General features: G+C 32.7%; 13 protein-coding genes. 2 read left to right on the forward strand and 11 right to left on the reverse strand.

Going from position 1 to position 14251, the window contains the following annotated elements; all coding sequences use genetic code 11:
• Nucleotides 1–220 precede the first annotated feature (220 nt).
• Complete coding sequence (locus FNOD_RS01805; protein WP_011993536.1) at nucleotides 221–1408, forward strand: ISL3 family transposase; 1188 nt, start codon at nucleotides 221–223, stop codon at nucleotides 1406–1408.
• 134 nt (nucleotides 1409–1542) lie between these two features.
• Here the strand turns inward: FNOD_RS01805 and FNOD_RS01810 are convergent, their stop codons facing one another.
• From FNOD_RS01810 to FNOD_RS01840, 7 genes are all read right to left on the reverse strand, one after another.
• On the reverse strand, nucleotides 1543–2769 hold the full coding sequence (locus FNOD_RS01810; protein WP_011993537.1) for an ArsB/NhaD family transporter: 1227 nt from the start codon (nucleotides 2767–2769) through the stop codon (nucleotides 1543–1545).
• Nucleotides 2770–2812: 43 nt separating this feature from the next.
• On the reverse strand, nucleotides 2813–4042 hold the full coding sequence (locus tag FNOD_RS01815) for an ArsB/NhaD family transporter (RefSeq protein WP_011993538.1): 1230 nt from the start codon (nucleotides 4040–4042) through the stop codon (nucleotides 2813–2815).
• A complete protein-coding gene (locus tag FNOD_RS09355) occupies nucleotides 4039–5160 on the reverse strand; it encodes a tetratricopeptide repeat protein (RefSeq protein ID WP_049750989.1) in 1122 nt (373 codons plus the stop codon). The genes FNOD_RS01815 and FNOD_RS09355 overlap by 4 nt, the downstream gene beginning before the upstream one ends.
• Nucleotides 5161–5181: 21 nt before the next feature.
• A complete protein-coding gene (locus FNOD_RS09915) occupies nucleotides 5182–6024 on the reverse strand; it encodes a methyl-accepting chemotaxis protein (protein ID WP_011993540.1) in 843 nt (280 codons plus the stop codon).
• A gap of 5 nt (nucleotides 6025–6029) precedes the next feature.
• Nucleotides 6030–6809 (reverse strand): oxygen-binding di-iron domain-containing protein, encoded by a 780-nt coding sequence (locus FNOD_RS01830; RefSeq protein WP_011993541.1) that lies wholly within the window; start codon nucleotides 6807–6809, stop codon nucleotides 6030–6032.
• A gap of 72 nt (nucleotides 6810–6881) precedes the next feature.
• Complete coding sequence (locus tag FNOD_RS01835; RefSeq protein ID WP_011993542.1) at nucleotides 6882–7403, reverse strand: chromate transporter; 522 nt, start codon at nucleotides 7401–7403, stop codon at nucleotides 6882–6884.
• Nucleotides 7400–7954 carry a chromate transporter gene (locus FNOD_RS01840; RefSeq protein ID WP_011993543.1) on the reverse strand — a complete coding sequence of 185 codons (555 nt, stop codon included), beginning with the start codon at nucleotides 7952–7954 and terminating at the stop codon, nucleotides 7400–7402. Before FNOD_RS01840 ends, FNOD_RS01835 begins: the two co-directional genes overlap by 4 nt.
• 57 nt (nucleotides 7955–8011) lie before the next feature.
• On the opposite strand from FNOD_RS01840, the gene FNOD_RS01845 reads away from it, so the two are divergent.
• Entirely contained in the window at nucleotides 8012–8848 is an 837-nt protein-coding gene (locus FNOD_RS01845; protein WP_011993544.1) for a DMT family transporter, read from the forward strand.
• Between the two features lie 9 nt (nucleotides 8849–8857).
• On the opposite strand, the gene polA is transcribed toward FNOD_RS01845, so the two are convergent.
• The 4 genes from polA to radA form a co-directional block, all read right to left on the reverse strand.
• Nucleotides 8858–11554 (reverse strand): DNA polymerase I, encoded by a 2697-nt coding sequence (polA, locus tag FNOD_RS01850; protein ID WP_011993545.1) that lies wholly within the window; start codon nucleotides 11552–11554, stop codon nucleotides 8858–8860.
• Nucleotides 11532–11861 (reverse strand): carboxymuconolactone decarboxylase family protein, encoded by a 330-nt coding sequence (locus FNOD_RS01855; RefSeq protein ID WP_041257060.1) that lies wholly within the window; start codon nucleotides 11859–11861, stop codon nucleotides 11532–11534. The genes polA and FNOD_RS01855 overlap by 23 nt, the downstream gene beginning before the upstream one ends.
• Before the next feature lie 115 nt (nucleotides 11862–11976).
• Nucleotides 11977–12843, reverse strand: coding sequence for a DegV family protein (locus tag FNOD_RS01860; protein ID WP_011993547.1), 867 nt, complete (start codon nucleotides 12841–12843; stop codon nucleotides 11977–11979).
• A gap of 3 nt (nucleotides 12844–12846) precedes the next feature.
• Nucleotides 12847–14244 (reverse strand): DNA repair protein RadA, encoded by a 1398-nt coding sequence (radA, locus tag FNOD_RS01865; protein ID WP_011993548.1) that lies wholly within the window; start codon nucleotides 14242–14244, stop codon nucleotides 12847–12849.
• Nucleotides 14245–14251 lie beyond the last annotated feature (7 nt).

Consider the following 14251-nt stretch of genomic DNA (forward strand, 5'->3'; position numbering starts at 1 on the left):
TTTCATAAGGATGATTGTATATATATTCGAGATAACAAGACTTATTATGACAGCTATGATACCATACTTCATAAAACTTGCGAATGAAATATTGGCTCTATAATAAATATTGGGGTGGGTAAAAAGGAAAAAATATAGCACTTATTCTGAATGCCTGCTATAATAAAAACTGTTTTATGACAAAAAAAACACTCAAAAAGAAAGGAGGCATCCAGAATAAGTGCTCAAATCTAATTATATCACTGAACTTTTAAAATCGAAAGATATTATTCTTCACCAAATGAATGAGAATGAAAGTGAAATAGAACTTCACATAAGTCAGGTACAAAAGCCCCACAAATGTCCTAAATGTGGTAATATTACAAGTAAGGTACATGATTATCACACACAGAAGGTAAAAGACGTACCTATAATGGGCAAGAAAACATATTTGATTATAAGAAAGAGAAGATATGTCTGCAAAGCATGTGGGAAGAAGTTTTTTGAACACATAAGTTTTTTAGGCAAATCTCAAAGGATGACAAATAGACTTGCAGCATATATTATAAGTCAACTTGGAAGTTTAACAAGTATGAAGGAGGTAGCAAAATACACAAATGTTTCAGTGACAACAGTTATGAGATTGTTTGATAAAGTAAATCCAGGTCAAACTGTAGATGAGTTTTCTTCTGAAGCAATATGTGTAGACGAGTTTAAAGGCAATGCAGGTGGAGCAAAATATCAATGTATATTTGTAGATCCTGTAAAAGGGCAAATAATCGAGATTTTGAAAGATAGAAAGCAAAATATTTTAATTGAGTATTTTAAGAGGCTGAAAGGTAGAGATAAAGTAAAATATTTTATCTGTGATATGTGGAGACCATTTGTAGAGGTAGCAAAAACATATTTTAAAAACGCTAAAATAGTGATAGACAAATTTCATTTTACCCGATACGTTTATTGGGCTTTAGAAAATGTGAGGAAAAGGGTACAAAAGGAATTAGGAAGTAATTTGAGGAGATATTTTAAGAGGAGTAGGAAGTTGTTATTGAAGAATTATGAAGAACTTGAGCCTGAGCAAAGAGAAGAATTAGAAGTAATGTTTTGGTATAGTCAAGATTTGAGGAAAGCCCATCAACTCAAAGAAGAATTTAAGAGAGTGTTAAAGAGCAGTAATTCTGAAGAAGCAAGACTCGTATTAAAAAAGTGGATAGAGAGAGCAGAGCAAAGTGGACTTTCTGAATTTATGAGATGTGTAAAGGTTTTTAGGAGCTGGTTTTCTGAGATAGTAAATGCATTTGATGTTCCATATACGAATAGTACGACAGAGGGTTTTAACAACAAGATAAAAGTATTAAAGAGGAATGGATTTGGATACAGGAATTTTGAAAGATTCAGGAAGAGGATTTTGTACAGTTGTGGTAGATAAGTTGAAAAAGTTGAATATTTAAAAACCCACTATATGAGTGGGCAAAAGTGGTATTAGTTTTTTTAGATTTGATTGCCTATAATATACATTAATAACATTTAATGTATGCTTGAAAAAGCTAAAAAGGTGGGCATTCAGAATACCCACCCCACTACTTGACAAAGAGCCGAAATATTTTTCCCTTTATATTTTTTCAGTAAGGATAATCCAACGACATTAGCTGAAGCACCAACTGGGGTTAAGTTACCACCTAAACATGCTCCAAGAGAAAGTGCGTACCAGAATGGTGTGATATTTGAAAATGCTTGAGGATTTATCTTTGGCAAATTTTGAATTACAGGAATCATAGTAGCAGCAAATGGTATATTGTCAATGAATCCAGAAAGGATTCCAGATGCCCATACTATTATTGAAACCAAAAGTACGCTTGAGCCTTTTGATATTCTTACCAAAAAATTGGCTATATCGTTCATTAACCCTACATGTTCCATAGCTCCGGTAATTATGAATAAACCAAGGAAAAAGAATATAACATCCCATTCAACTTTTTCTAAGAACGGTGTTATCTCATGTTGTTCAAATAATAGTAAACCAAAGAAACCAGCTATAAGACCTATTATCGAACTTTCTAATTTAAGCTGCTTTTGAAATAGGAAAAGACTTATTATAAATATCATAAATATTCCAGACATAATAAATCTTTTTTTGTTCGTAACGACTTTTTGTTCGTCGAAACCGTTAAGGAATTCTTTCGAAAATTCCTTATTCATAGAAGATTTGGAAATAGAGATTATAACAAGGTCAATGATAAATAATATAACTAAATTAACTGGGACCATGTATTTTGTGAACTCGGCAAATGGTATTCTCGCTGCAGATGTAATCAAAATGTTTGGTGGATCCCCAATTGGAGTCATTGCACCACCGATATTAGAAGCGAATATTTCTCCGAGAATAAATGGCACAGGATCTATTTCCAAAATATCAGTTATAGCGAAAGTAACAGGTACAAAAATTAAAATAGTTGTTACGTTATCAATAAATGATGAAATCAAAGCAACTATAAAGGTCATGGAAAAAAACAACTTTTTCAAATTTGAACCAGTTAGTTTTAAGGTTTTAATAGCTATATATTGGAATATTCCAGAGACTTCCATTACTCTGACAAATATCATCATTCCTATTAAAAATAATATTGTGTTGATATCTATAGAATTTTTAAGCCCCTCATACGGATCTGGGAAAACTCTTATTGCAAGTAGTGCTAACGCTCCAACCATCGCTGCAATGGTCTTATTCAATTTGCCCGTTATAACAAAGTAGAGCACCAAACCAAAAATCAATGCCACCACTAATTTCACAAAACTCACCTCAGCAATATCAATAATATTTTAAGGTAGCGATTTAAATATACCATTTAAAAACTATAAAGACACTTGAGATTATAGCACCATATAAAACTGGCTTCAACATATTTTTGGTAAACTCTGAAAAACTTATGTACTCATTTTTTAATTTTCTTATTAAATTGTTACCAATAATATTACACATGGAAGCTACTGGTGTAAGATTGCCTCCTATTCCAACCCCCAGTACTAATGACCAATAAAGTAAAGATACTGGCATTTGATATGTTAAATTCTTTATTATTGTGATAAAAATAAGTGTAGTTGGTAAAGCTCCGATGAACCCACTTGAAAAGATTGAAACCCATAGTATTAACAAAGGTAGAATTACGCTTCCTTTTAATGGCATTAAATAAAAAACAAGTATGTCAAATATTTTTGTGTGTTCAATTGACCAGTTAAGAATGTAAAGTCCAGAGATGAGGAATAGCATGTCCCAATCTATATCCTGAATCCTAGAATTAAAATCTTCACTCTCAAAAAAGAGCAAGGTTAAACCAGACAATATGGTTATAAATCCTAATTCTAGTTTAAATTTATCGTGAAATGCCATTAGAAAAATGACTCCGATGAAGTAAAGAAGATAATACTTCCAGTTTTTATTTACAACATTTCTTTCTTGCCTTTGAAAGGATGTTTGTTCAAATTTTATACCTTTTCTCAAAATTACTAGTTGAATAATGAGAAGGATTAAAGCGATAGGCATTATGTTTGTAATAAAGTCTAGAAAGGGGATTTTGGAAACGGAATATATAACTATGTTAGGAGGGTCTCCTATTGCAGTTGACATTCCACCGATGTTTGAAAATAAAATGTCATTAAGGCCTAATACTCTTGAATCTAAATTCAGCACATCTGATAAATAAAATAATATAGGGAAAAATATAAGAATTGTTGTAACGTTATCTAAAAATCCAGAAAGAAAGAAAACACCGACGTTAATTAGCACAAGCATTTTGAAAAAGTTCCCTTTGCTAAAATCTATTATAGCATTTGAAACACCTATAAATACACCTTTTTCTTTCATTACGGATACAATAACCATCATCCCAAAAAGTATCAAGAGTGTATTAAAATCAACAATTTCACCTATATTTTCAAAATTGGTATTATTTAAAACTATCAAGGATGATATAGCAATCAAAAAAGTTGTAACGGAAGCTGTTTTTGGACGGAATATTATCAGAAGATAGGCAAGTATGTACAATAAGAAAACTAAGAAGTTCAACTATTTTCACCTCTACTCATTATAATAAGCTTTTCAACAAGAACCTCTGTAACTTCTTGGGTTATTTTATCTATATCATCAAAATAAGAAAAATCACGTTGTAGCTCCTCAAAAATTTCAACACTTAGATTACTTTCAGAAGGGTTTGTTTCACTGTACTTATGCAACCTTTCAATTAATTCTGTTTCTATTATAGATAACTCGTTAGTAACATTGATTGGATTAGCTTCAACTTTTGTCCCATTTTCTTTCTCAAGTTCGTTTATTATCTCTCGGCTTTCTTGAAGCACATCTTCCAAGTTTTCTTGTTCTTCAAATATTGATTCAACGGCGGTTCTCTCTTCTTCAGTTTCAACTCTTTCCTCAGCTTCAACTTTATTATCTTCGTTAGTTACATTTTCTTCAAGTAAATCTTTGAATATATCAATTTCACTATTAATAAGCTTTTCAAAGTCAATAATTTTGGCGTCTTTGGGTATTAATTTAAGAACTTCGTCCTCTTTAGTTTCTTCTTTAGTTTTTTCTATAGGCATTTCTATTCCTTTAGAACCATCACTTAAATTTTCACCAGGTACAGGTTTAGGTAATTCTATTATTGCCCTCTTTAATTTTAAAATTCTTAACTCTGTAAAAATTAGTATCGAAAAAATAGTAATAAATACAATTATAACAATTAAATATGTTTTTGCCGAACTTTGTCCTTGAGGTAAATTATAATTAGTAACAGTGGTTGAAACTTCCGATGAAAGAGGCCTATTTTTTAATATCCATCGTTTCCACTCATCTTGAGCCTGACGTTTATTTATAGATTGTAGTAATTCCTCTACAAAATTTGAATTGTAACCAGAAAGATAACTTTTGGCTTTGTCGTAGTTTCCTATCATGTATGCAGATATACCCATTTTGAATTTTATGTAAGGATCGTACCCTTCGATTGTTGGATCATTTGAAATTGCCATTTCGTAATTTCTCAGCGCACTAACATAATCGCCGGATTTATAAGAAAGTTCTCCAGCGGAATAATATTCTATAGCTATTTGAGAAATTGGAAAACTTAAGCTACAAAATGATAAAATTAAGAGTATTACTAAAAACTTCTGAACATTTCTTAATACCAAAATAATCATCACTTCCAAAGGTCAAAGTTTCAAATCTTTCAATTTTATCTGCGCTTTTACTATAGAGTTTATGACTCTTGAAAGTGTTTCGAATTTTTCAGTTGCGCTATCCATAACTTCAGTTGCTTTGACGAAATTATCGTTTTCTAATAACAAGTCATTCTTTGTATTAACCAAAAGCCCAGCAACATGTGATAAAAGCGTTGAATTTTGCTGCATAAAAGCTAGCAATTGTTGGAATGAATTTTGGACTGTAACAAATATTTCTCCAACTAGCTTTATACTTTCAAGAGCATCTGAAACAGATTTTGAAAGTTCTTTCACTTGGTTTGTGATGTCTTTTGCCACCTTGTTAGACTCGTTAGCTAATTTTTGAACCTCTGAAGCAACTACGGCAAAGCCTCTACCGAATTCGCCAGCTCTAGCTGCTTCAATCGAAGCATTTAGAGCTAAGAGATTTGTTTGTTTGGCAATTTTAGTTATTTCATTGACCATGTTTTCTATGTTATTAAACATTTCCAGAGTCTTTGTTGTCGTGTTAACAGAACTCATAACTACTTCATTTATTTTATTTATATCTGCTCCGGATTTCTTTAGCTCATTAGTGATTTCATCGTTTACTTTTTGTGATTCGTTTATACTGAAAAATAGGTCTTTTACTTCTTTATCAAATTCTTCAGCAAGTTTATTCAGCCTTTTTTGCATCTCTCCAAAAACTTTGGTTATATCTCTAATGCCTTCTTGAACATCTTTTACCCTTGAAATAAGAGCTTCATCGAGTTGATACATAAACGAAGTCATAAGATTTTCTGCAAAGAAAGCAGAAGACATAGTTTCTAAAGTGTTTTTATCAACTTTTGGCATTGAAATCACCTGCCATATATTTCATCTATAATATCAATTCCACATTTTAAATTTCTAAACCAATCGAATAATTTCTTTACATTTTCTCCTTTGAATATAGCACCATGTTGTGGTGCAACGATATCTATCTCCTTTTTTTCAACTATACTCAACCATTTTTTTAGAGCGATACTCGATGTGATATATCTCTTATGGAATAATTCCATTAACTTAACGTGCTCGTTGAAATTTTCAACAAAGACATACCTTTGTCCTTTTTGGAAAACTGCAACACCTAAATCACCCGAGAAAAGGATCTTAGCACGTGGATCGTAAAGTGTAAAATTACCAGTTGAATGTAGGTAATGAGTAGGTATAAACTCAAGTTCAGTACCGGACTGCAATCTTAATTTATCCCCTTTATCTGGTAAAGCAACCACCCTTCTTTGATCGTAAACACCAAAATGCGGCAAAAATCTTGTCCAAAGACCAGATATGTATATCTTTGCATTTTCAGCTATTGACAACCAAAGTGTGATGCCGGAAGTTACGTCTGGATCTTGGTGTGTGAAAAATATATACTTTATCTTACTTGGTTCTATTATCTCCGAAACATTTGCAAGAACTCTTGGAAAAACATGCGCGCCGCCAGGGTCAAGAAGCATAGCTTCGTTACCATCTATTATTATGTATTGGTTTGTTTGTACTATACCTTCCTCTTCTGTCTCTTCCCACGCCAAGAATATGAATTTATGAACACCATCATCGTATAATGTTATATTTTCTATACCCTCTTTATTTGACATAATTCTCCCCCTTTCTGTTCGTAAATCTCTAACACTTTAAATTATATCACTTTAAAAATAAAATTCAAAAAATCATTTGAAGAAAAAATATCCTATGGTGCCCGAAATCAAAAGTAAAAGAACCACGTCAAATTTTAGATATAATAAAACAAATGTTGAAATTAAAGTTATAGCAATTGATAGATAATTTCCAAAAGCGTTTTTTAAAAAACTCAATGCAGCTGAGGCTATTAGTGCCAAAATTATAGGTTTTAAACTAAGAATTATGTTTTGAATTTTTCCACTTTCGCGGTGCTTTCTGTAGAAAAGATATACAGTTAGAGATAGAACTATCGGTATTAGAATAACAGAAAAAGTGGCAGTAATTGAACCAAATAATCCTCCAACTTTGTATCCAACAAATGTTGCTGCGTTTATACCTATAGGTCCCGGCGTTGATTGTGATATTGCAACGATATCATTGAATTCATCTGTGCTTATCCATTTATTTATATCAACTGTGTAATGATTGATTACTTTGAGAATACTGTATCCTCCTCCAAAACTTACAGCACCAATTTGCAAAAATGTTAGAAAAAGTTTAATGTATATCATTTCACATCATCCTTTTTTTGTTTTTTATTTCTTAAAATCGCATACAAAATTCCAAGTAAGATTACATACACAGGATTTAACTTCAAAAAACTTACCAAAGAAAATGAGACAATAAATATTATGAAATCTTCTATACTGTTAATATTTGTTTTCCACATTTTAATAACGGCGACTAATAAAACAGCAAATAAGGGTGCTTTCATTCCGTTTAAAAAAGGTTCCATGTAGTTGTAAAACTTAGAAAGCAACGACGCAATTACTACTATTATAATCGTTGGAAAAAATATTGCACCTGAAACTCCAGCAATCAACCCTGGTACTTTTTTCAGTTTATAGCCAACCAAAGTTGATGTATTGACCGCGATTGGTCCTGGTAAAGATTGTGCTATAACTAAGAGAGCTGTAAATTCATCGTCTGAAAGTAACTCTTTCTTTCTTACAAATTCATCTTTGATGATTGGTACCATTGCATATCCACCGCCGATAGTAACTGCACCTATTTTTGCAGTAGTTAAAAATATTTCCCAAATAGAAATTTCGCGTTTAACCAAAATTAATGCCTCCTTGGTATAATATCTTTAAATTTTGGTGAATTAGGGGGATTGTTCATGGGACTGTTGTGGATGACATTGCGTATAGTATTACTTGGTTACGAACGAATTGCTGGTAACAAAATTTCAAAAAATGCGCCAACTTTTGTTGCAGCGTGGGCATTTTTCTTTTTTTCTTTCCTCTCTTTTTTTCCTTTCATTGGTAGTTTATCTCTAAATGTATTATTAAAGTCAATGATTAGTGGTACAATATATTCTCTGTCGTTTTCATTGTACACTTATGCACTTGGGCATGAAGATGCATCTGTAGTTGCGCCACTTTATAACCTAAATGCGATTTTTTTGGTTATTTTATCCGCATTGTTCCTCGGTGAATCATTCAGTTTAAAAAAATTATTAGGTGCTATTCTTATGATTTACGGTGTTAGTTACTTGAAAAAAGGCGAGAATTTTGTAATTTCATACAAAAACCTAATAAAAAGTAAAGGCTCTTTATCTATGATTGTTTCATCAATTTTGATGGCATTTGGAAGGATAATTGATAGAAAAATAACTTCTGAACTCTCTCCAATTGGTTATTCTGTTGGGATTTACCTTGTCATAAGTTTTTATATATTCATATATGGCTTAATTTCAGGTCACAAACTTAAGGATTACTCGAATATAGTAAAAGAACGATTTATTTACCTTATACTCGGTGGAATTTGCAATGCATATTCTTATGTTGCTTTACTCAAAGCATTTAATTATTTTGGAGTTAGTGTTGCCGAACCTTTATCGATGCTCTCTGTTTTTGTAACTATGATTTTTGCTAAGATATTTTTAAAGGAAAAAATCGGAATTCGATTTATAGCGGCTTTATTAATATTCGTTGGAGTAATTTTAATATATTGATTTTACTCTTTAAAGCATATACTTCTCCACGTAAATATCTACAAGTAATGGAACTCTTAGTTTCACTGCATTTTCCATTTCTTCTTTAACAAGTTTTTTAACATATTCAACCTCGTTTTCTGGTACTTCAAAGACAAGTTCATCATGCACTTGAAGTATCATCATACTTTGCAATTTTTCGTCTTTTAGTCGTTCATATATCCTTATCATCGCAATTTTCATTATGTCGGCAGCACTGCCTTGGATAGGAGTATTAATAGCTATTCGTTCACCTTCTGCTCTTATATTTTGGTCTTTTGAGTTAATTTGTGGTATATCTCTTTTTCTTCCAAACATAGTTCTTACATATCCATTTTTCTTTGCGAATTCCTTTATATTAGCCATGTATTCTTGAACATTTTTATAGTAATCAAGGTAAGCCTCTATCATTTTTTTCGTATCTTTTACGTCCAATCCTGTTCTTTTTGCAAGTCCATAAGGTGAAACACCATATACAATCGCAAAATTGACCATTTTGCCTATCCTTCTCATGTTTTCAGTTATGAATTCTTCACTGACACCGAATAATTTTTTAGCAGTTTCAAGGTGGATATCTTTGTTTTCTTTGAATGCATTGATTAAATTTGGATCCTCGGTTATATGCGCAAGTACACGTAGTTCTATTTGTGAATAATCAGCTCCTAATATATACCAACCGTCTTTTTGTGGTTTCACAGCCATTCGGATTTCTTTTCCTTCATCGCTTCTTCCAGGTAAATTTTGTAAATTGGGGTCAGAGCTGCTCAATCTACCGGTTGCCGTACCTGTTTGATTAAAAGAAGCATGGACTCGTTTTGTATTTTTGTTGACCATATTCGGAATTGCGTCAACGTAAGTACTCTTTAACTTTTGTATCTTTCTGTATTCAAGAATAAGCTTTGCAATTTCGTATTCGTTGGCAAGATATTCAAGTACTTCGACATCCGTTGAATACGCACCGGTTGATGTGGATTTTACACTTGGTAACTTTAATTTTTCAAATAGTATGTATCCAAGTTGTTTTGGAGAATTTAGGTTAAATGCCTCACCTGTGATTTCAAAGATTCGATTCGAAAGTGCTAAAAGTTTTTTGTCCATTTCTTGTGATAAATTGTTTAGATACTGTATATCAAAATAGACACCATTTAGTTCCAAATTTGCAAGGACTAAAATCATAGGTAATTCTATCTTTTCATATAATTCATTCATTTCATTTGAATAAATCAAAGGATGGAGCAAATTATGTATCCTAAGAGACATATCTGCATCTTCACAAGAATATTTAACTGCCGTGTCTACAGGAATATAAGAAAAATCTCCTGCGAAGAGTGGAATTGTGTCTTTGACTAAATCTTCATATGAAATCATTTTGTGTCCGAGCAATTTTAATGATAATTCATCAAGGTTAAATTTTTTCTCATTTGGATTAAGCAGATATGCTTCAATCATACTGTCAAAAGATGGTATTTGTGGCTCAATTCCCAATCTTGAGATGAACTTAAGATCAAATTTTATGTTGTGACCGCCAACAGTTTTACCACTGTTAAATAAATCTCTTAGAAATTTTTTAACAGATTCTATAGGTATATTCTTAGCTCCAACGTGCGCAATTGGTATGTAGAAAGCTTTGCCCTCATCAACGGCTATAGAAATACCTACAATTTTTCCTTCGAATGGATCAAGTGATGTAGTTTCCAAATCTAATGCAATTTTTTTTGATTTCATTATTGTTTCAAGTAAGTCACTAAGCGCTCGTTCGTTTTCAATAACTTTATATTCAACCTTATTAGTAAGCTCTGCTGAAAGATTAAGTTCCTTTATTACACTTGAAAATTCAAATTTTTTGAGCACATTCAAAAGCTTTTTTTGATCGTAACCTTTATAAAGTAACTCTTCGATATCTATTTTTATTTCGACGTTTGTATTTAATTCTACCAACTTTCTGCTCAATTCAAAGTCTTCTATGTTATTTTCGATAGCATTCCTTATTTTTTCAGGTAATTTTGAGATATTCTTCAATGCATTTTCAACGCTTCCAAATTCGTTAAGGATTTTTGCAGCCGTTTTCTCACCTATGCCACTAACGCCAGGTATATTATCTGATACATCACCAACTAAAGCCAAATAATCTTTTATTTGTTCAGAAGTTATGCCATACTTTTCTATAATTTCATTGTTTGTGTACTTCTTTAAGTCTGTAACACCTTTTTCAACACGCCATACGAATATGTTTTCGTTAACTAGCTGGAGCATATCTTTGTCGCTTGTGATTATATTGATTTCCGAAATGTTATACTTTTGCTTTTCTTTCTCAAATTTCTTTGCGAGAGTTGCTATGACATCGTCAGCTTCATAACCAGGGACTTTTATTAGCTTTATTCCAAAGCCTTCGATTAGTTCATCAGCTAAAGATATTTGTTTTAACAATGGCTCTGGGGTTTCTGGTCTATGCGCTTTGTAATCAGCATAAAGTTCTTTACGATATGTGCTTCCACCTTTAACATCTAACATGAAAGCACAATAATCTTCATTTATAATCACATGTTCTTTCAAAAATTTTACAAGCATTCTTGAAAGACCATAGAGGGCGTTTGTAGGAACGCCAGATGTAGTTGTTAATGATTGGTCTATTGCAAAATATGCTCTGTACAATAATCCTGTACCATCAAATAGAAATACTCTCGCCATTCAATTGCATCCTCCGGATTTCTAACAATGTGTTTACAGCCCTTCTTAAGTGTGGTATAACTATTGACCCACCGACTATAAGTGCCACATCAAATACTTCGAAAAATTCTTCATCACTTGTGCCAAGTTCTGCGCATCTTATCATATGGTAAGTTATACAATCGTCACATCTTAATACCATAGAAGCAACAAGTCCCATTAATTCTTTTGTTTTGCTATCAATTGCACCCTCTTTGTATACTGCGCTATCAAGTGCCCAAAAGCGTTTTGTGTTAGTTGTTCCTCTTTTAAGTATTTCTTCATTCATTTTTTCGCGGAATTTTTTGAACTCTTCAAGGGTATTGAATTGATTATCAGACACAGAAATCCCTCCCAAAGCACTATATAAAAGCACTATACAATCGAAATAATCAGAAAAATGATTAATACTTTTCAATCCCAAATCCGGCTTGTCCAGGTCCCACGTGTGTTGAAATAACTTTTCCAGTAGGTGTATAGTACACATTGTTGACTCTATAATGTTCTCTAAGAATCTTTTCTATTTCTTTCAATTCTTCCATATTATCGCAACTTACCATGTAAAGGTCAACAACACTATCTTTTGTAAAACCTTCACTCTCCGCTTTTTTGATTAATTCATCAACGATAGCTTTGAAACCTCGTGTCTTTGTAAATGGAACCATGTTCCCTTCTTCATTTATGTATATCCCAACCCTGATTTTTAGTAATGAGCCAACAAATCCTGCAAATTTGCTTACTCTTCCACCCTTGACAAGGAAATTGAAATCTTGAACATAGAAAAATGCGCCGAAACCTTTTGCAGCAATCTTTTTTTCTAATTCTTGTGCTACTGTTTCTAAGTCGACACCTAAATTAATTAATTCTCTTGCATATCTTGCCATTGGTGATATAGCTGTGGAAGCCATTTTTGAGTCTACTACTCTCACAGGTATATCAACTTCTTTTGCCGCAAGAGATGCGCTGTTAAACGTTCCAGACATAGCTGTTGAAATCGTTATTACCAAAACACCATCGTAACCTTGTTCTTTTAACTCGTTATACTTTTGTTTCCAGTCTTCTACCGATGGTTGTGAACTTTTAGGAAGTTCCGGAGCGGACTTCAGTTTCTCGTAAAATCTTTTCAGCTCTTCAAAATCTCTCGTATCGTCTTTTTCACTTGTACCATCAGGCCAATTAACATACAAAGGCACAATATCAACATCCCATTCTTTCATTTGCTCTTTAGGGAAATCGGAAGTACTATCTACCAATATTTTTATCTTTTCCATGCTTTAATCCCCTTTCTTAAGATCTAATATTAAATTAAACAATTGCCTTATATTATCAACTGTTTCAATCTTTATATTTTGTGTAGATTTAACGTTTGTGTTTTTTATACTCGCTTTTGGTATTACAATTAAATCTATAGGGAGTTTTTTAGCGTTTTCAACTCTTTTTTGTATATTTACGGCAGGTCTAATACTTCCATCAAGTCCTATCTCGCCTGCCATGAACACGTTTCCTATATAAGCATCTAAAAATGATGATAAGATTGCACCAGCGATAGCAAGTTCGCAACCAGGATCTGTTATATTTACACCGCCAGAGACGTTCATGTATATATCATGAAAATCTAGTGGTAAGTTCAGATGTTTTGACAATACGGCCGAGATTATTATAACTTTCCTGACATCCACCCCGTGTGATATCCTTCTACCAGATGTCATTTTTACTCTTGAAACCAAAGCTTGAATCTGCACATTAAAAGGTCTGGTGCCTTCGTATATACTTGTGAAAATATTGCCAGGTGTGTTAGAGTAGGTTAAAAATGTATCTTCAGAGAGACCTTGCAAGCCATTACTTGTCATTTGAAAAACGGTTATTTCTCCGCTTGGACCATATCTGTTTTTCTGAACCCTTAGTATTCTATAATCCGTTGTTCTTTCGCCTTCAAAATAAATTACAGTGTCTACGACGTGTTCAACTAGTTTAGGACCCGCAATCGTACCTTCTTTTGTCACATGCGCTATCAAAATAGAAGGTATACCATATTTCTTAGAGAAAATTCTAACTTTCTCAACTACAGCTTTTATTTGTACGATACCACCTACTGGGGAATCAATATCAACACTGCACAGTGTTTGTATTGAATCTACAACGATGAGTTGAGCTTTGTTTGGATCGATCTCGTTTAAAATATCTTCGATTTGCGTTTCCGAAGAAATTAACAATTTTTCATTATTTATTCCCAAACGTTTTGCACGTAATCCAACTTGTCCAACACTTTCTTCACCAGATATGTAATAAATTCTCTTGTCATTATTAGAATTTCGAGCTATCGAATCACATATTTGAAGTGCGATAGTGCTTTTTCCAACCCCAGGCTCTCCACCAAGTAATATTACTTGCCCCTTTATAAGCCCTCCAGACAAAAGTTCATCAATAGAATTTATACCGGTTTTTATACGTTCTTCTTCTAAAAGTTTTGTTGCAGAATTTATATCAAAAAAGCGAGGATGAGGTGCTTCCATCCCCGCTTCGTTTGCCCTTATTGATTTTGTTTCAGAATGGTCTTTTAAACTGAATTCCTTGGCACTATTCCATTCACCACAAACTGGGCACTTTCCGAACCATTTTGGAGATTCGTAACCGCATTTGTCACAGACGTATATTGTTTTTGCCTTTGCCATGGTTTAC

The organism is Fervidobacterium nodosum Rt17-B1, assembly GCF_000017545.1.
GTDB classification, from domain to species: Bacteria; Thermotogota; Thermotogae; order Thermotogales; family Fervidobacteriaceae; genus Fervidobacterium; species Fervidobacterium nodosum.

What these genes read in the sequence shown, in the direction of transcription:
- FNOD_RS01830 (WP_011993541.1), bottom strand. Translation starts at nt 6,809, where the DNA reads ATGTCAAATAAAGAGGGTATAGAAAATATAACATTATACGATGATGGT.
- radA (WP_011993548.1), bottom strand. Translation starts at nt 14,244, where the DNA reads ATGGCAAAGGCAAAAACAATATACGTCTGTGACAAATGCGGTTACGAA.
- polA (WP_011993545.1), bottom strand. Translation starts at nt 11,554, where the DNA reads ATGGCGAGAGTATTTCTATTTGATGGTACAGGATTATTGTACAGAGCA.
- FNOD_RS01835 (WP_011993542.1), bottom strand. Translation starts at nt 7,403, where the DNA reads ATGATATACATTAAACTTTTTCTAACATTTTTGCAAATTGGTGCTGTA.
- FNOD_RS01860 (WP_011993547.1), bottom strand. Translation starts at nt 12,843, where the DNA reads ATGGAAAAGATAAAAATATTGGTAGATAGTACTTCCGATTTCCCTAAA.
- FNOD_RS01855 (WP_041257060.1), bottom strand. Translation starts at nt 11,861, where the DNA reads ATGAATGAAGAAATACTTAAAAGAGGAACAACTAACACAAAACGCTTT.
- FNOD_RS01845 (WP_011993544.1), top strand. Translation starts at nt 8,012, where the DNA reads ATGGGACTGTTGTGGATGACATTGCGTATAGTATTACTTGGTTACGAA.
- FNOD_RS09915 (WP_011993540.1), bottom strand. Translation starts at nt 6,024, where the DNA reads ATGCCAAAAGTTGATAAAAACACTTTAGAAACTATGTCTTCTGCTTTC.